The following is a 17,291-nucleotide window of genomic DNA, read 5'->3' on the forward strand; positions in this document are numbered from 1 at the left end:
ATGGAAGCTTTTCACGATGTCCGTTTTCCACTCGGGGTTTCCTTCGGCGCAACCGGAGGGCCGGAATGGCGCAATGAAATCGTTACGCTCACATCCGGCATGGAAAAGCGTAACGCCCGCTGGGCACATTCCCGACGCCATTTTGATGCAGGCACGGGATTGCGTTCGCTTGACGATTTGAAAGCCGTGCTTGCCTTCTTCGAGGCCCGGCATGGTTCACTCCATAGTTTTCGTTTCCGCGACTCATTCGATTTTTCATCCGCTGCGGGCAGCGCAGCGCCGTCGCCATTCGATCAACAGATTGGAATAGGCGACGGAGCAAGTGTTAAGTTCCAGCTCATCAAACGCTACGAAGCTTATGATCGTCCGATTACACGGCCGGTTGATGGATCGGTACTGATTGGCGTCAACGGTGTGCGACTTGCAGAAGGCGAGGCGTTCACGCTCGACAGTGCCAACGGTAACGTTACTTTCATGCCTGATTATCGGCCTGCCGTAGGCGCCGTCGTGACGGCGGGCTTTCTCTTCGATGTGCCAGTACGCTTCGATACAGACAGGCTGATGGCCAGCATTGCGTCGTTTCAAGCAGGCGAAATCCCTTCCATTCCGATTGTCGAGGTCAAGATATGATCCCTGTTCCGGCAGCGCTTGAATCACATTTGAAGGGTGAAGTCACAACCCATTGCTTTGCCTGGCTTATAAGACGTTCGGATGGGGTTGTGCTTGGTTTCACAGACCATGATCGTGACTTGTTTCTGGATGGAATTGCCTGCGAGCCGCTGACGGGTCTGAACAGTAGCGAAGCCACGACACCACTCGGGCTGTCTGTTGCGGGCGGCGAAGTCGAAGGTGCTTTGTCTTCTGCCCGCATCAGCGACATTGATATTGAGCAGGGCCGTTACGACGGAGCGGTCATCGAAAACTATCTGGTCAATTGGACAAGCCCTGAACAGTACATGCTTCTGCGCCGCTGGACCGTTGGCACGATCAGCCGATCCGGTGGCCGATTTGTCATGGAGTTGAAAGGCGCTGCGGCTGCTTTCGATGCCGTTTGCGGCCGCCGGGTTCTGCGTCAGTGCAATGCTGTTTTGGGCGATAAACGCTGTGGTGTGAACCAAAGCGATCCTCGGTTCGCTGCTTCTGGATCGGTAACAGTTGCTGATGGATTGATGCTGGCGGTGGCTGGACTTGAGGGTTTTGCAAGTGGTTGGTTTGCCGAAGGGTTGCTTGTTTGGACAAGCGGGAAAAGCTCGGGAAAAGCAATTCGAGTTCTGGGACAGAATGGTAACAGTCTGCGTTTGATTGAATCTCTCGTTCTGCCGGTGGAAACCGGCGACACGTTTCGCATCACCGCTGGTTGCGACAAAAGCTTTGCAACCTGCAAAGCAAAATTCGCAAATGGCACCAATTTTCAAGGCTTTCCGCATCTTCCCGGTAATGACGCAGCCTTCGCCTACGTCAGCGGTGGCAATGAATATGACGGAAGTGCATTGGTGCCATGATGGTTGCCGAGAGAGTTTTGACTGAAGCCGAAATCTGGATAGGTACGCCCTATCGCCACGGCGCATCGATGCGTGGCGTGAGCTGTGATTGTCTGGGGCTGGTACGCGGTATCTGGCGGGCGCTTTATGGCAATGAGCCAGAACATCCGGGGGCTTATGCACCTGACTGGGCGGAGGCCGCTTCCAGCGATCTGCTTATGGAAGCGGCGCAAAGGCATATGAGATCACGCATCAGCGGTAATCCCCAGCCGGGTGACTTGCTCATCTTCCGCTGGCGCGCCGATGTTGCGGCGAAGCATCTTGGCATCATGACGAGAGAGAACCGCTTTATCCATGCCTATGAAGGTCATCACGTGATGGCTTCCGCGCTGGTGCCGCAATGGCGCAAGCGGATTGCCGGGGTCTTTATCTTCCCTGAAGCGAAAGTGTAAACAATGGCGACTATCGTTCTGCAAGCGGTTGGTGCTGCTGTTGGCGGCATTTTTGGCCCTGTGGGGGCAGCGATCGGTGCTGGTCTGGGCGCTATGGGCGGCTATGCCATCGATACGGCGATCATCAATTCCACCCGCCATATGGAAGGTGCGCGCCTCAATGGTGGTCGCCTGGCAACAGCAGAAGAAGGTGCCGCACTTCCCTTTGTCTACGGCACAGCGCGGCTTTCAGGCACGTTGATCTGGGCGACGCGGTTTGAAGAAAAGAAAACCACCGAACGCCAAGGCGGCAAAGGTGGTCCGAAAGTGACTAGTTACAGCTATTTCGGCAATGCAGCCTATGCCGTTGCTGAAGGTGAAATCGCTGGCATCCGTCGTGTCTGGGCTGATGGTCAGGAACTTGATCTCACTGACATTGACATGCGCATCTATCGCGGTACGCAGGAACAACAGCCTGATCCCTTGATTGAGGCCAAGCAGGGAACAGGCAACGCGCCTGCCTATCGCGGCACTGCTTATGTGGTGTTTGAACGTATTCCGCTCGATGTGTATGGAAACCGTCTGCCACAATTCCAGTTCGAGGTCATGCGGCCGGTAGGCAAGGTGGCGCGCGATGTCCGTGCTGTGGCGCTCATTCCGGGCTCCACCGAGTTCGGCCTGTCGCCAAGTCCGGTCAAAGATAGGCCTTTTCCGGGTGAAAGCCGCACGATCAACCGCAATGCAAGGCGCGGGCGCAGCGATTGGACGGTCGCCATGGACGAGTTGCAGATGCTGTGCCCGAACCTACGCCATGTGGCAATTGTTCTACCATGGTTTGGTAATGATCTGAGGGCTGGTGCGTGCAGTATTCGCCCAGGTGTCACGCATCAGAGCACATTGTCCTCAAGCCAGACCTGGAAGGTTGAAAATGTCACTCGTGCTGATGCACATCTTATTTCGACCAGTGGTGACGGTGCGGCTTATGGCGGAACCCCTTCCGATCAGAGCGTAATCGACGCTATTCGTGACGCGAAAGCGCGCGGTCTTAAGGTTACGCTTTATCCGTTCATCATGATGGACGTGCCTGCCGACAATCGGTTGCCGTCGCCTTATGGTGGTGTTGGACAATCCGTCTATCCATGGCGCGGACGTATCACCTGCCATCCCGCAATCGGTGTTGCTGGTTCTCCAGACAAGACAGCCGAAGCAGGAAATCAGGTCTCAGCTTTCGTCAACGGAACATGGGGTTACAGGCGTTTCTTGAATCACTGTGCAAATCTGGTGGTGCAGGCTGGCGGTGTCGATGCCTTTTTGCTTGGTTCAGAATTACGCGGCCTTACCAGCATCCGTGACAGCCGCGAAAATTTTCCTTTCGTCACGTATCTTTGCGCGCTGGCCACGGAGATGCGGGTGAAGCTGGGCAGTGCCTGCAGCATAACCTACGGTGCCGACTGGACTGAATATTTTGGATATCAGGCACAGGATGGCAGCGGCGATCTGTTTTTCAATCTCGATCCGCTATGGTCACACTCTGCAGTGGATGCAGTAGGCATCGACAATTATATGCCGCTTGCCGATTGGCGGGATAGTGATTTCGATGGCGGGAACCCTGATCGGTTCGAAAGCCCTTATGACCTCGATGGTTTGACAGCGAGCGTAGAAACGGGGGAGGGCTTTGACTGGTATTACGCGAGCAGCGAAGACCGTGTCGCGCGTGTTCGTACACCGATTAGCGATGGGCTTGCTGGCAAACCGTGGGTCTATCGCTACAAGGATATTCGCGCCTGGTGGAGCAATCCGCATTATAACCGCATTGATGGGACAGAGGTTGCTGCACCGACAGTTTGGGTGCCGCAATCCAAGCCAATTTGGTTTACAGAACTTGGATGCCCGGCAGTAGACAAAGGTCCGAACCAGCCCAATGTTTTTCCTGATCCCAAATCGTCGGAAAATGCGACGCCATATTTCTCGAACGGCTCACGCGCCGATATCGGTATGGACCGGTTCCTGCGCGCACATTTCAAGCACTGGCCGGGAAACAATCCGGTTTCAACTGTCTATGGCGGGTCGATGTTGGACATGGATCGCATTTATTTGTGGTCCTGGGATACGCGACCGTTTCCGGAGTTTCCACTGAAAGGCGACGTGTGGGGCGATACGCCAAACTGGCGCCTCGGTCACTGGCTTAACGGTCGCGTCAGTGGAGTTTCGCTTGATGAACTGATTGCTGCCATACTGGCCGATTTTGAATTGCCTGAAGCGGATTGTACTGCTGCGGATGGGCATCTCACCGGGTTTGTTATTTCGGAACCGTCAACAGCACGCGGTGTTCTGGAACCGCTGATGAATGTGTTTGGCGTGCATGGGTTTGAGCAGGCAGGCCGGTTTGTGTTTCGGAGTATCACCCGTGCAGCTCCTGCGCTCGATGTGGCGCATATGCTGGTCGAGCCACAGGATGGCGAAGCGCTGAACTCTGTTCTCGAAGATCAGGGCGATCTGCCTTCCGTGGCCGAGCTATACTGTAATGATCCGCTGCGCGACTTTCAGGTTGTCGGCGCATCCGTGCGTCGCGATACAGGTCAGGGCACTGAAAGCCTCAGCCTATCTGGCTCGATGGAAACAGGGCAGGCAACTGCCCTTGCCGAAAGCTGGATGGCGCGCCGCTATGCTGAACGACGAACGGCAAGTTTCTCTTTGCCGTGGTCTGAGGCTGCACTTCACGTGGGCGACCGTGTCCGGCTTGAATTGCTGGGAGGCGGGCGCGACTATATCGTATCGGCGCTGGAAGATGGCGAAGTACGGGCTGTCAAAGCCGTCGCCCTTGCACCGAATGTCGTGTTTGCAGACAAAGGTGAAACTCCAAAGTTTCCACCGGGAAAACCGGCCTCAGATATGAAGCCGATTTTTCACCTCATAGATCTGCCGCTTTGGCCGAGTGCGGAAGCCCCCGCTGGTCAGTTCCGCGTTGCGTGTCATGCGAAGCCATGGCGCGGTGTCGCGGCTTACGCGTCACCATCCGACGATGGTTTTGCTGAACGCAGCTTGATCGGTGAACGCGCTGTAATGGGTGAACTGACAAGGCCGCTTATAGGAGCTCCGAGCGGACGTTTGATCGACGGGAATGCGATAGAGCTTGTACTTTACTCAGGCGAACTGGGATCAAAGCCACTTACTCAGATATTGAACGGGGCCAATACGGCATTTCTAAAATCCCCCAATGGAGAATGGGAAGTTTTTCAGTTTCTCGAAGCAGAAGAGATTGGACAAAACCGCTGGCGATTGAGCAGGCTTTTACGCGGACAGCTTGGTACGGAAACAGCAAGCCTCATTGAGAAGCCAGTCGGGACCCCGTTTGTATTGCTTGACGGTGGGGTGCAGGACATTGGTCTGCTAGCTTCCGAAATCGGGTTTGAGCTGAACTGGCGCATAGGGGCGGCAGGCAAATCGTTCTCGGATGAGTTCTTCGATACCGTGAAGGCAGTCGGCGGCTTGCAAGCCCTGAAGCCTTTAAGCCCGGTACATCTTAGGACCGAACAACTCGCCAATGGTGATTTGTCGGTTCACTGGATCAGGCGTGGGCGGATCGATGCTGATAGCTGGATGGGTGAGGATATTCCGCTTGGGGAAGAGCGTGAAGCCTATCAGGTGGAAATCTGGCAGTCCGATGCACTTGTGCGCAGTGCAAAGGTGCAAACCGCGTCCTGGATTTATCCGGTTTCGGAACGTCTTGCTGAACTAGACACAAAAGAATTCCAGATTCGCGTTGCGATGGTGAGTGCAAAAACTGGAGCTGGTGATTTCGCTACGCTCGATATTTCAAATATTTTGTGAAAATCAGAAAGGAAATCTAATGGCTGAAGATAAGCCTTGGTATCTGTCTCGTACTGTTTGGGCTGGATTGGTCGCTCTGTTTTTATCGTTGGTTGGCGCTTTTGGCCTTATCAGCGATACGGTCGATCAGGGCGCTTTAACTGATGTATTGCTGCAACTTGCGACCGGCATCGCTGGCCTTATTGCTGTTTTTGGTCGCATAGGGGCAACTTCGCGCATTTCATAATTTTATAAAGCGTGATAGCAAAGTTTTGAAAAGTGGCATAGTTCCGGAATGTTGACGGATGTCCCGGATAATATTATGCATAAAAACAATAGTTTAGAATGGCGCCACTCAGGGTTTTCTGATTGGAGCTGTTTTACAGGCCCAAATTCCTTTGTGCCTATAAGCGGGGACGATTGTTCATGCATCGTTCAGCTGAAAGGCGCTATAAAAGGGACATGATGAAACAGAACCCTGCTCTCAAAATTTTCGCGCTTCTGGCCGTTAGCATTGGTCTGTTGCCGGTTGATGCCGGTGCCTTGCCAATAGCGACGCCCCAGAAGTCTAATCTTCTGGTTGTCGCTGCTGGCGATTGTGCGGCGGTTGGCGAACAAGTGGCTGCCTCACAGGGTGGCCAGTTGGCCAAGGCAACTCCGACCACGCAGAATGGCCGCGCCATGTGTGTGATCGTGGTACTTGTCCCCGGCCGCGATGGCGAACGCCCGCGCCGTGTAGAAGTAGCCGTCCCCGCACAGTAATACACCCCCGCGAGGAGCCTCAAACTTGCGTATCCTGATCGTTGAAGACGACAAGGACCTGAACAGGCAGCTCTCGGATGCGATGGTTGCCACGGGCTATGTTGTTGATAGTGCTTTTGATGGCGAAGAGGGCCATCATCTGGGCGATACCGAACCTTACGATGCTGTGATCCTCGATATTGGCCTTCCGCAGATGGATGGCATCAGTGTTGTTGAACGCTGGCGCCGCAGCGGCCGCACCATGCCGGTTCTAATGCTGACAGCGCGTGATCGCTGGAGTGATAAGGTTGCCGGTATTGATGCTGGTGCCGACGATTATGTCGCCAAGCCTTTTCATATCGAAGAGGTTTTGGCTCGATTGCGCGCATTGATCCGTCGAGCTGCCGGCCATGCGTCGTCGGAACTGGTCTGCGGTTCTCTGCATCTTGATACAAAGACGTCGAAAGCCAGTGTGGATGGCGTTGCGTTGAAACTGACATCCCACGAATATCGCCTGCTTTCATATCTCATGCATCATATGGACGAGGTTGTTTCGCGGACGGAGCTGGTTGAGCATCTCTATGATCAGGACTTTGACCGTGATTCCAACACGATCGAAGTTTTCGTTGGTCGTCTGCGCAAAAAGATGGGCGTCGATCTGATCGAAACTGTGCGCGGCATGGGCTATCGCATTCGTTCGGACGGACAAGGTGATACGAGAGGAAACGGGAACTGAAGCTTTTTAGCGTTTTCCCCCCGTTGCGTTCACTAGCGATACGCGTTGTCACCCTTTCGACGCTCTGGGTCATTTTAGCGCTCGTCGTTGTGGCAACGCTTATCAGCACACTTTATGGCGATGCTGCACGCAACAATTTCGAGCGGCTTCTGACTGCGCATTTGTTCAGTCTTGTAGGTGCTGTCAGCATATCGCCGGACGGCACTCTTCAAGGCCGTCCCGAGCTTGGTGAGCTGCGCTATTCCAGTCCGCTTTCCGGCTGGTATTGGTCTGTTGATCCCGTTTCTTCAAACATCAACGGAAAGTTGCAATCGCTATCTCTTGTAGGGCGTATTGTGCCTGAAATACCCATAAATCAAGCGCCGTTCGATAGTTCCTTTATGCGCAGCTATACGCTGCCGGGCTTGAATGGTGAGGAACTCTACATTGTAGAAACCGAAGTCGTTCTTGATAATGACAACCGCGTTGCGCGCTTCCGCGTGATGGGAAACCTGAGTGAAGTCATGAGTGAAATCTCAGACTTCCGCAGTAAGCTTGCTCTTTATCTGGCGATTTTTGGGCTTGGCAGTGTCTTCATCAATGCTGGCATTATTCTCTTTGGTTTGCGTCCGCTTGATAAAGTGCGACAGGCTCTGGCTGATATTCGCGAAGGACGATCAGCAAAACTCGGTACGTCGCTGCCACTGGAAATCGCGCCACTGGCAAACGAGATGAATGCTCTTATTGAAAATAACCGTCGTATCGTTGAGCGTTCGCGAACGCAGGTTGGCAATCTTGCTCATTCTTTGAAAACGCCGTTGTCTGTGCTGACAAATGAAGCGCGGACCATGGGGGGCGAACAGGGGCGAGTTGTTCTAGAGCAGAGTGAAGCCATGCAGGTGCAGATACAGCATTATCTGCAACGTGCTCGCATCGCTGCTCAACGTGACAGTGTCGTATTCAGAACGCCGGTCACTCCAGTGCTTGAGCGGATGGAGCGAGTGACCGCAAAGCTTAATCCTGCTTTCAAAATCACATTCAGAAATGTGTTGCCGGAGGCGGTTTTTGCTGGCGAAAAGGAAGACTTGGAAGAAATTGTCGGTAATCTGCTGGAGAATGCGGGCAAATGGGGGCGCAGACAGATTGAGATCGTTTTGCGACCGGCCGCTGATGCGCAACGGCAGTTTGAGATTTTGATAGAGGATGACGGTCCGGGCCTTGCTCCGGATAAGATCGAACAAGCACTGAAACGTGGCAACCGTGTCGATGAGACCAAGCCGGGTACGGGGCTTGGATTGGCAATCGTTCAGGACACCGTGCGGGAATATGGTGGCACCTTGCATTTGGGCAAAAGCAACTGGGGCGGACTACAGGTGCGCGTTGTGTTGCCGCTGACTGAAGATTGATAGTTGTTTTTGCCACGGGGCGAAGTAGAAGGTTAGACTTATTAGCTGCATCCTACGATAGTATGCATGCTCATTTTTTATGAAGGCCGGTTTGTTATGATGATGGTATCAAGGTTTTCCGCTCCTTTTCTGGTCGCTTCGATGGCGTTCATGCTTGCTGCCTGTGGAACATCCGGTGGTGGAAAAGGTTTGGGACTGACTTCGCTTGGCGGGTCGTCGTCATCAGCAGAAACACGTCCAAATTTGCTGGCGCCACTCGGGAACGGGCTTTTGGGCAGTTCGGCAGGGCAGTTGACCGCAGGTGATCGCAAGAAGGCGCTCGAAGCAGAATATCGTGCGCTTGAATATTCGCCTGCTGGTAAGGTAGTTTCATGGAGTGGCAGTGGATCGACATCTGGGGATGTAACAGCTGCACAGCCTTATCAGGTGGGTTCCCAGAACTGCCGCCAATATACCCACACTTTTACAATTGCAGATTCAATGCAAACTGCGCGCGGTACTGCATGCCGTAATGCGGATGGAAGCTGGACGCCACTGAACTGATCGCTGCAGGCCTTTGCGGCGAATTGCCCTAGGCTGCAACTTCCGGCAGGTTAGTGTTGGTTTTTCCTTCGGCTGAGATTAAGTCTCAGCCATGGAATTCTGGTTGACTGCCGCATTGCTGACTCTTGCAGCTACATTGACTGTTTTGTTGCCGCTGACACGGAACAAGCAGGAATTTTTGCCCCCTGAAAAGAACGATCTGGAAGTGTATCGCGACCAGTTGCGCGAGGTTGAGGCCGACGCTGCGCGCGGCATGATCGATACTCCCAGCGCCGAACAGGCTCGTATCGAAATCTCCCGTCGCATTCTGAATGCCGAAAAGGCCAGCGCGGAATCGGCTGCCACTATACGGAAAGTTCGGTCTGGTCGGGTACTGGCTCTCGCAGCTGTACTGGCTGTCCCTTTGATCGCCTGGGGTGTCTACCCGCTTTTCGGAGCTCCTGACACACCGGCGATGCCATTGGCGGCGCGCTTGGCGAATAGCCCGCAGAACAGCTCTGTTGATGAACTCATTGCTCGCGCCGAAGCGCATCTTGCACAAAACCCCAGTGATGCGCGCGGATGGGATGTATTGGCGCCAATTTATCTGCGGATTGGTCGCGGTGCTGATGCAGTCAACGCCTACCGTTCAGCGATTCGACTTGAAGGTGAAAATTTCCAACGAATTCTAGGTCTTGGTGAAGCATTGATCGGAGTATCCGGCGGGCCGGTCACAGCCGAGGCGGAAGGCTTGTTTGAAAAAGCGGCTACGCTCGAGCCTGATGACATCCGGCCGCAATATTATCTTGCGCAAGGTGAGATGCAGGATGGCAATGCTGACGGTGCAGTAAAGAGATTGCAGACCGTCCTCGATAAAGCACCGAAAGATGCGCCTTGGCGCGCACAGGTTGAACAGACAATTGCGCGTATTCGCGGAACTGCTCCACAGGCCCCTGCGAAGGGTCCTACAACCGAGGATGTAGACGCGGCAGCTTCCATGAACCCTGAAGATCGTCAGGCCATGGTTGAAGGTATGGTTCAACGTTTGGACGAAAGTCTTCGCGAAAATGGCGGGGATATCGATAGCTGGAAGCGCCTGGTGCGCTCCTATATGATCCTTAATCGTCGAGATGATGCACTTGATGCGTTAAAGCGTGGAGTTGCGGCGCTGGATGGTGAAAAACGGGCTGAGCTGACAGGCTTTGCCGCAGGGTTGGGTTTGGAAGCAGGGAGCGCAACACAATGAGTGCGACTGCAGAAAGCAACGGACGCAATACGAAGCCAAAGGGCAGTTTAGCCCGCACAGTCAGTCAGAGAAAGCGCAAGCGTCTGATGTTGATCGGCGGTGCGTTGGCCGTTCTCGCTGTCGCAGTCGGCCTCATGCTTATGGCTTTTAATCAGGATATTCGATTTTTCCGAACACCTGCCGATTTGACTGAACAGGAAATCACCTCCGGTGCCCGGTTCCGTTTGGGTGGCCTTGTTGAAGAAGGCTCTGTGATGCGTGAAGGCAGTGAACTGCGCTTTACTGTCACCGACACAATCAAGACGGTCAAAGTTGTCTTCGAGGGTATTGCTCCAGATCTTTTCCGTGAGGGACAAGGTGTCGTTGCGGAAGGTCGCTTTGGTTCTGACGGCGTGTTTCGAGCCGATAATGTGCTCGCCAAACACGATGAAAATTATGTTCCGAAAGACCTCGCCGACAGTCTGAAGAAAAAGGGCGTTTGGGAAGGTCAATGATGAGTATCGGGCCAATAATCGGAATTGGAACTGGAAAAAGCTTATGAATGTCGAGATTGGTCATTTCGCGCTTGTTCTGGCACTGGCCCTCTCAGTGGTTCAGTCTGTTGCACCCGTTGTAGGCGCGCAGCGTAGAGACATGCAGCTGATGGGCGTGGCAGTACCAACTGCACTGGCCGTCTTTGCGCTGATTGCCTTCTCTTTCGTGGTTCTGACCTTCGCCTATGTCGTCTCTGATTTTTCCGTCCTCAATGTGGTTGAAAACTCTCATTCACAAAAGCCGATGCTTTATAAAATTACCGGCGTTTGGGGCAATCATGAAGGCTCCATGTTGCTGTGGGTACTGATCCTCAGTTTCTTCAGTGCGCTGGTTGCAGCTTTTTCCGGCAATCTGCCGGAAACCCTGCGTGCGAATGTCCTTGGCGTTCAGGGCTGGATTGGAACCGCCTTTCTGGCCTTCATCATTTTCACATCCAATCCATTCACACGCATCATTCCGGCACCGATTGAAGGCGGCGATCTGAACCCTATCCTTCAGGATATCGGCCTCGCGATCCATCCACCGTTGCTCTATCTCGGCTATGTCGGCTTTTCTGTATGCTTTTCCTTTGCCGTAGCTGCTCTGATTGAAGGCCGTATTGATGCGGCGTGGGCGCGTTGGGTTCGCCCCTGGGCGCTGGTCGCCTGGATGTTCCTGACCGGCGGCATCGCAATGGGCTCTTACTGGGCCTATTACGAGCTCGGCTGGGGGGGCTGGTGGTTCTGGGATCCGGTCGAAAATGCGTCCTTCATGCCATGGCTTGTCGGAACGGCGCTGCTGCATTCGGCCATTGTCATGGAAAAGCGCTCCGCCCTCAAAATCTGGACCGTGTTGCTCGCGATCCTGACCTTCTCACTATCGCTTTTGGGAACCTTCCTTGTGCGTTCCGGTGTGCTGACGTCAGTGCATAGTTTCGCGACTGATCCGGGGCGGGGCCTTTTCATTCTCGCTATTCTCGCCATCTTTATCGGTGGTTCGCTGTCGCTTTTTGCTCTGCGTGTTCAGAGCTTGTCTTCGGGCGGACTGTTTCAGCCGATCTCGCGCGAAGGTGCGCTGGTCTTCAACAATCTCTTCCTCACAACTGCTGCTGCGACCGTTCTTATCGGCACGCTCTATCCGCTGTTGCTGGAAGTGTTGACTGGCGACAAGATTTCGGTCGGGGCTCCCTTCTTCAACATGACCTTCGGGCCATTGATGATCCCACTGCTGTTCGCTGTGCCTTTCGGTCCGCTGCTCGCCTGGAAGCGCGGGGACCTGTACGGCGTTGCGCAACGGCTGATGACAGCATTCGCATTGTCGCTCATTACGGTCGGTATCGTGATTTGGCGCAGCGAGGCTCACTCAGTCCTTGCAGCTCTCGGCATTGGTCTTGCTGTATGGCTGATTCTCGGTAGCCTGACTGACCTCTGGTTGAAGGCCGGTATTGGCAAGGTTTCCGCGAGCAAAGCATTTTCGCGCTTTAAAGGATTGCCACGTTCAGTGTTCGGAACAGCTCTTGCGCATATTGGCCTGGGCGTAACTCTGCTCGGTATTATAAGCGTCACCACCTATGGTACCGAAAGTGTATTGCTGATGCGTCCGGGCGATACGACAAAGGTCGCGAATTATTCGCTGCGCTTTGAAGGTCTGCGTCCTTTGACCGGTTCGAATTTCACTGAAAACCGCGGTACGTTTACGCTGCTGGATTCGTCAAATCGCGATCTGGGCCTGATCGAGCCATCCAAGAGGTTTTTCCCGGCCCGTCAGATGCCGACCACTGAATCAGGCATCCGGACTCTGTGGTTCAGTCAGGTTTATGTGGCTCTGGGTGACGAACCTGGCAATGGTTCCATTGTCGTGCGCGTTTGGTGGAAGCCGGATGTCACACTGATCTGGTACGGTGCGCTGATCATGATGGTGGGAGCTATCTTCTCGCTCGCAGATCGCCGCCTGCGTGTTGGCGCTCCATCAAAGACGCGCAAGTCCGCGTCGAAGGAAGCAGAGGCAACAGCATGAGGATAGGCAAACGTCTTTCCCTGCTTCTTCTCGGATTGTCGCTGGTCTTTAGCGGATCAGCCGCTTTGGCTGTCAATCCGGACGAGGTGCTCGCCGATCCTCAGCTTGAAAAACGTGCGCGCGAGATATCTGCGGAACTTCGCTGCATGGTATGTCAGAACGAATCTATTGACGATTCCAATGCGGAACTGGCGCGCGACCTGCGTGTTCTCGTGCGTGAACGCCTGACTTCTGGCGATTCTGATAAGCAGGTTATGGACTTTGTCGTAGATCGTTATGGCGAATTCGTCCTGCTTAAACCCCGGTTCAATGCACAGACAGCACTCCTTTGGGGTTTTCCGGTGCTGATTCTTTTGATTGGTGGGGTTGCTTTGGCCATTGCGTTCCGTCGGCGCAACACGGCAGCTGAAGTCCAAAAGCCGTTGTCGGAACGAGAAAAAGCCGAGCTTTCCAGGCTTCTCGACGATAAGTAAGCCAGTATTCGGTTCTGATTTTCTTCTCAAACCTTACAAAACTTTCATCTTCCGGAAATTGAGCGGTAAGGTAGCCCGAACTATCTTGAGCTCTATAAAGGATTACAGGACCAGATTTGCCTTGGTGGGAATTCTTGGTCCGGGATTGCTGCTCGTAAGGAGAGACAGATGTCGAAGATCATAACTTCAAAGTATCGCAAGGGTGTTGCAGCCGTAGCGCTGTCAGCCGCGCTGGCCGGTGCGTTCGTCGCAACCGGCCCAATGGGCGTGATGAACAATGCCCGCGCCGAAGCAGTCAGTGTCACTCCGCCTCAGCAGGCAGGCTTTGCCGATCTGGTTGAAAAAGTGCGCCCGGCAGTCGTTAGCGTTCGCGTCAAGAAAGATGTGCAGGAAGCCGATAGCCGTGGTCAGCAGTTCGGAACGCCTCCCGGTTTCGATCAGCTGCCAGATGGCCATCCGCTAAAGCGCTTCTTCCGTGATTTCGGCATGGAGCCTCGTGGCGATGCACGTCCCGATAGTCGCCGTCCGGGCAATCGCGGCAAGCCGCGTCCGGGTCATGAACGTCCTGTGGCACAGGGGTCCGGCTTCTTCATTTCTGAAGACGGTTATCTCGTCACCAACAACCACGTTGTTTCTGATGGTGACGCCTACAGCGTCGTTCTCGATGACGGCACCGAACTCGATGCGAAGCTGATAGGCACCGACGCGCGTACAGATCTTGCTGTCCTGAAGATCGATGATGCCAAGCGCAAGTTCACATATGTGAAGCTCGGTGATGACAACAAGATCCGGGTGGGCGACTGGGTCGTTGCTGTTGGCAATCCGTTTGGTCTTGGCGGCACGGTCACATCCGGTATCGTTTCAGCTCGTGGTCGTGACATCGGCGCAGGTCCTTACGACGATTTTATCCAGATTGATGCCGCGGTTAACAAAGGCAACTCTGGTGGCCCGGCTTTCGATCTGTCCGGCGAAGTCATTGGCATCAACACCGCAATCTTCTCACCTTCGGGTGGCAGCGTAGGTATTGCCTTTGCAATTCCAGCATCGACTGCCAAGCAGGTCGTCGATCAGCTGATCAAGAAGGGGTCGGTTGAACGTGGTTGGATTGGTGTTCAGATTCAGCCTGTGAGCAAGGACATTGCCGCTTCGCTTGGTCTCGCTGAAGAGAAGGGCGCTCTGGTCGCATCCCCTCAGGCTGACGGTCCGGCTGCAAAGGCAGGCATCAAGGCCGGTGATGTAATCACAGCCGTTAACGGTGAAACTGTTCAGGACCCACGTGATCTTGCTCGTAAGGTTGCCAATATCATTCCTGGTGAAAAAGCTGCTCTGACCGTTTGGCGTAAGAACAAGGCTGAAGAAGTCGATATTACGATTGCGGCCATGCCACAGGATCTCGGCAAGGCGGACAGCCAGTCCAGCGGTGGGGACACCGAACAGGGTGGATCACTCGACACCTATGGTCTGACGGTTACGCCGTCGGAAGATGGTGACGGCGTAGTTGTCACTAATGTGGATCCTGATAGCGATGCGTCCGACCGTGGTATCCGTTCCGGTGACATCATCGTCTCAGTAAACAATCAGGTCGTCAAAAGCGCCAAGGATATTGACAAGGCGATTGAAGAAGCCTCAAAGGCTGGTCGTAAGGCTGTGCTGTTGCAACTTCAGAGCAACGACCAGAGCCGCTTCGTAGCCCTTCCGATCGATCAGGGATAACGGTTGCATGACGCTGAGTATCTGAAAAAAATGCCAGGCGGACAATCCGCCTGGCATTCCTTCATTTTCTCCAACGATCCGGTTTATAGTATCGCCATGAAGATTCTCGTTATCGAAGACGACCGCGAAGCGGCCCGCTATCTTGAGAAGGCCTTTACTGAGGCTGGACATTCTGCCGACATCGCTGGCGACGGTGAGATCGGTTATGCGTTGGCTGAAAACGGAAACTATGATGTGCTGGTCGTGGATCGCATGTTGCCCAAGCGCGACGGTCTTTCCGTAGTTGCTGGTCTGCGTGCCAAAGGCATGGAAACGCCGGTTCTTATCCTTTCTGCCCTCGGCGAAGTGGATGATCGCGTAACTGGTTTGCGCGCAGGCGGAGACGATTATCTAACCAAGCCATATGCATTTTCTGAACTGCTTGCACGTGTTGAAGTTCTGCAGCGCCGTTCAAGTCCGCGCGAAGCAGATACAATCTATCGCGTCGGCGATCTGGAACTTGACAGGCTTGCTCACACGGCACGAAGGCAGGACGTGGATATCACGCTTCAGCCGCGAGAGTTTCGTCTGCTTGAATATCTGATGCGTCATGCCGGACAGGTGGTTACGCGCACGATGCTGCTTGAAAATGTCTGGGATTATCATTTCGATCCTCAAACCAATGTGATCGATGTGCACATCTCCCGACTTCGCAGCAAAATTGAAAAAGGCTTTGACGTCCCGTTGCTGCACACCGTGCGTGGTGCGGGCTATATGCTCAAAGCCGGGCGCACCAAAGCCGCTACTGCGAGCGCCAAGGTGGAATGATGGGGCGTTTCTCTGCGCTTATGCGCACGACAGCTGCTCGCCTGTCCACGCTTTACCTACTCTTATTTGCCGTTGGAGCGGTGGCATTGGTCTTCTATATGACCAATCTTTCTGCATCGATTATCAATAGCCAGACTCAGGAAGCGCTGGGCGAAGAAGTCGCGAGTATCGGCAAGGCCTATGCACGGGGCGGCATTCCGCAACTTGTGCGCACGATTGATTATCGTTCCCGCCAACCCGGTGCCTATCTCTATCTTGTTGCAGATCCGTCTGGCCGCATTCTGTCCGGCAACGTCGAAGGTGTTGAGCCGGGCGTGCTGGATACGGATGGTATCGTGGAGCGCGCCTTCAAATATCGCCGCTATGGTGAGCAGGGAACCGAGACTGAGCATCGCGCAATTGCAGTTGTGATTGCTTTGCCTAATGGTATGCGTCTGCTGGTTGGTCGCGATCTGGGTGAGCCGGAGCGTTTCCGGGATCTTGTGCGCAGCTCGCTCATGCTGGCTCTCGGTATCATGGGTGTCGGTGCGCTTCTGATCTGGTTCTTCGTTGGGCGACGCGCACTTAAACGTATCGATGAAGTTTCGCGCGCTTCGCAGCGCATTATGGATGGTGACTTGACGGGGAGATTGCCGGTCAACGGTTCCGGTGACGAGTTTGACCGTCTCTCAGGCAATCTCAATGTCATGCTTGGACGAATTCTTGAACTCAATGAAGGCTTGAAGCAGGTTTCCGATAATATTGCGCATGACCTCAAGACACCACTCACCCGTCTGCGCAACCGTGCCGAAGAGGCACTGTCAGGCAAGAAGGCCGGTCCTGAATATCGGGAGGCGCTGGAGGACATTATCGGCGAATCCGATCAGCTGATCCGCACCTTTAATGCTATTTTGATGATCTCCCGCCTTGAAGCAGGCTATTCAAGTGAGAATCTGGAGAACATGCCGGTGGCATCAATCGTCAGTGATGTGGCCGAAATGTATGAGCCGGTCGCCGAAGATGCGGGTGCTACTTTGACGCTTGGTGCGCTTGACGACACGCCGCTGCATATCAACCGTGAACTCGTTGGCCAAACCGTCTCCAACCTTGTCGACAATGCTATTAAGTATGCGCTTGTAGGCGAGAACCCCGCAGTAGTTACGCTTTCCATGGAGTGTGATTCACAATGGGTGCGCATCGTGGTGGCAGACAACGGCTCAGGCATTCCAGAAGACAAACGCGAGCAGGCAACCGAGCGTTTCGTACGGCTTGAGGAAAGCCGTACACAGCCGGGATCGGGACTTGGTTTAAGTCTTGCCAAGGCGGTAATGAAATTGCACGGTGGCGCTCTGCGTCTGGAAGACAATGAACCCGGCCTGCGTGCAGTTCTTGAGTTCCCTCTGCCGAAGGACGCACAATCTTAAAACTACATGCATGA

The 17,291-nt window shown here is 54.2% G+C and carries 16 protein-coding genes; all 16 read left to right on the forward strand.

The features are described 5' to 3' along the window. The 16 genes from ACSME1_RS10205 to ACSME1_RS10280 all read left to right on the forward strand — a co-directional run bounded on the left by ACSME1_RS10205 (position 1) and on the right by ACSME1_RS10280 (position 17,277). Positions 1–630 (forward strand): DUF2460 domain-containing protein, encoded by a 630-nt coding sequence (locus ACSME1_RS10205; RefSeq protein ID WP_024897283.1) that lies wholly within the window; start codon positions 1–3, stop codon positions 628–630. Beyond that, entirely contained in the window at positions 627–1,502 is an 876-nt protein-coding gene (locus tag ACSME1_RS10210; RefSeq protein ID WP_024897284.1) for a DUF2163 domain-containing protein, read from the forward strand. Before ACSME1_RS10205 ends, ACSME1_RS10210 begins: the two co-directional genes overlap by 4 nt. After that, positions 1,499–1,933, forward strand: coding sequence for an NlpC/P60 family protein (locus ACSME1_RS10215; protein ID WP_024897285.1), 435 nt, complete (start codon positions 1,499–1,501; stop codon positions 1,931–1,933). Before ACSME1_RS10210 ends, ACSME1_RS10215 begins: the two co-directional genes overlap by 4 nt. Before the next feature lie 3 nt (positions 1,934–1,936). Further along, positions 1,937–5,743, forward strand: a complete 3,807-nt coding sequence (locus ACSME1_RS10220; protein WP_105534767.1) for a baseplate multidomain protein megatron — start codon at positions 1,937–1,939, stop codon at positions 5,741–5,743. 19 nt (positions 5,744–5,762) lie between these two features. Beyond that, the gene (locus tag ACSME1_RS10225) at positions 5,763–5,969 is read left to right on the forward strand and encodes a hypothetical protein (protein ID WP_024897287.1); all 207 of its coding nucleotides are present in this window, start codon (positions 5,763–5,765) and stop codon (positions 5,967–5,969) included. Between the two features lie 218 nt (positions 5,970–6,187). Further along, a complete protein-coding gene (locus tag ACSME1_RS10230; RefSeq protein WP_024897288.1) occupies positions 6,188–6,484 on the forward strand; it encodes a hypothetical protein in 297 nt (98 codons plus the stop codon). A gap of 25 nt (positions 6,485–6,509) precedes the next feature. After that, positions 6,510–7,199 carry a response regulator transcription factor gene (locus ACSME1_RS10235; protein ID WP_024897289.1) on the forward strand — a complete coding sequence of 230 codons (690 nt, stop codon included), beginning with the start codon at positions 6,510–6,512 and terminating at the stop codon, positions 7,197–7,199. Between the two features lie 38 nt (positions 7,200–7,237). Continuing rightward, on the forward strand, positions 7,238–8,584 hold the full coding sequence (locus ACSME1_RS10240; protein ID WP_051514751.1) for an ATP-binding protein: 1,347 nt from the start codon (positions 7,238–7,240) through the stop codon (positions 8,582–8,584). 96 nt (positions 8,585–8,680) lie between these two features. Continuing rightward, positions 8,681–9,127, forward strand: coding sequence for a membrane protein (locus ACSME1_RS10245; protein WP_024897291.1), 447 nt, complete (start codon positions 8,681–8,683; stop codon positions 9,125–9,127). Positions 9,128–9,218: 91 nt separating this feature from the next. Further along, positions 9,219–10,352, forward strand: coding sequence for a c-type cytochrome biogenesis protein CcmI (gene ccmI / locus ACSME1_RS10250; RefSeq protein WP_024897292.1), 1,134 nt, complete (start codon positions 9,219–9,221; stop codon positions 10,350–10,352). Further along, a complete protein-coding gene (ccmE, locus tag ACSME1_RS10255) occupies positions 10,349–10,846 on the forward strand; it encodes a cytochrome c maturation protein CcmE (RefSeq protein WP_024897293.1) in 498 nt (165 codons plus the stop codon). Before ccmI ends, ccmE begins: the two co-directional genes overlap by 4 nt. 43 nt (positions 10,847–10,889) lie before the next feature. Continuing rightward, positions 10,890–12,881, forward strand: a complete 1,992-nt coding sequence (locus tag ACSME1_RS10260; protein WP_024897294.1) for a heme lyase CcmF/NrfE family subunit — start codon at positions 10,890–10,892, stop codon at positions 12,879–12,881. Continuing rightward, positions 12,878–13,354, forward strand: coding sequence for a cytochrome c-type biogenesis protein (locus ACSME1_RS10265; RefSeq protein WP_024897295.1), 477 nt, complete (start codon positions 12,878–12,880; stop codon positions 13,352–13,354). The genes ACSME1_RS10260 and ACSME1_RS10265 overlap by 4 nt, the downstream gene beginning before the upstream one ends. A gap of 168 nt (positions 13,355–13,522) precedes the next feature. Beyond that, positions 13,523–15,067: a Do family serine endopeptidase gene (locus ACSME1_RS10270; RefSeq protein ID WP_024897296.1), complete on the forward strand. Its 1,545-nt coding sequence runs from the start codon at positions 13,523–13,525 to the stop codon at positions 15,065–15,067. 96 nt (positions 15,068–15,163) lie between these two features. After that, positions 15,164–15,874, forward strand: a complete 711-nt coding sequence (locus ACSME1_RS10275) for a response regulator transcription factor (RefSeq protein WP_024897297.1) — start codon at positions 15,164–15,166, stop codon at positions 15,872–15,874. After that, on the forward strand, positions 15,871–17,277 hold the full coding sequence (locus tag ACSME1_RS10280) for a sensor histidine kinase (RefSeq protein WP_024897298.1): 1,407 nt from the start codon (positions 15,871–15,873) through the stop codon (positions 17,275–17,277). The genes ACSME1_RS10275 and ACSME1_RS10280 overlap by 4 nt, the downstream gene beginning before the upstream one ends. Positions 17,278–17,291: the final 14 nt, after the last annotated feature.

The sequence above is a fragment of the Brucella pituitosa genome (genome assembly GCF_965577835.1).
GTDB classification, from domain to species: domain Bacteria; phylum Pseudomonadota; class Alphaproteobacteria; order Rhizobiales; family Rhizobiaceae; genus Brucella; species Brucella pituitosa.

Bases quoted from the DNA above. Each gene is read 5' to 3' on its own strand.
- ACSME1_RS10205 (WP_024897283.1), top strand. From the start codon at position 1: ATGGAAGCTTTTCACGATGTCCGTTTTCCACTCGGGGTTTCCTTCGGC.
- ACSME1_RS10210 (WP_024897284.1), top strand. From the start codon at position 627: ATGATCCCTGTTCCGGCAGCGCTTGAATCACATTTGAAGGGTGAAGTC.
- ACSME1_RS10215 (WP_024897285.1), top strand. From the start codon at position 1,499: ATGATGGTTGCCGAGAGAGTTTTGACTGAAGCCGAAATCTGGATAGGT.
- ACSME1_RS10220 (WP_105534767.1), top strand. From the start codon at position 1,937: ATGGCGACTATCGTTCTGCAAGCGGTTGGTGCTGCTGTTGGCGGCATT.
- ACSME1_RS10225 (WP_024897287.1), top strand. From the start codon at position 5,763: ATGGCTGAAGATAAGCCTTGGTATCTGTCTCGTACTGTTTGGGCTGGA.
- ACSME1_RS10230 (WP_024897288.1), top strand. From the start codon at position 6,188: ATGAAACAGAACCCTGCTCTCAAAATTTTCGCGCTTCTGGCCGTTAGC.
- ACSME1_RS10245 (WP_024897291.1), top strand. From the start codon at position 8,681: ATGATGATGGTATCAAGGTTTTCCGCTCCTTTTCTGGTCGCTTCGATG.
- ccmI (WP_024897292.1), top strand. From the start codon at position 9,219: ATGGAATTCTGGTTGACTGCCGCATTGCTGACTCTTGCAGCTACATTG.
- ccmE (WP_024897293.1), top strand. From the start codon at position 10,349: ATGAGTGCGACTGCAGAAAGCAACGGACGCAATACGAAGCCAAAGGGC.
- ACSME1_RS10260 (WP_024897294.1), top strand. From the start codon at position 10,890: ATGAATGTCGAGATTGGTCATTTCGCGCTTGTTCTGGCACTGGCCCTC.
- ACSME1_RS10265 (WP_024897295.1), top strand. From the start codon at position 12,878: ATGAGGATAGGCAAACGTCTTTCCCTGCTTCTTCTCGGATTGTCGCTG.
- ACSME1_RS10270 (WP_024897296.1), top strand. From the start codon at position 13,523: ATGTCGAAGATCATAACTTCAAAGTATCGCAAGGGTGTTGCAGCCGTA.
- ACSME1_RS10275 (WP_024897297.1), top strand. From the start codon at position 15,164: ATGAAGATTCTCGTTATCGAAGACGACCGCGAAGCGGCCCGCTATCTT.
- ACSME1_RS10280 (WP_024897298.1), top strand. From the start codon at position 15,871: ATGATGGGGCGTTTCTCTGCGCTTATGCGCACGACAGCTGCTCGCCTG.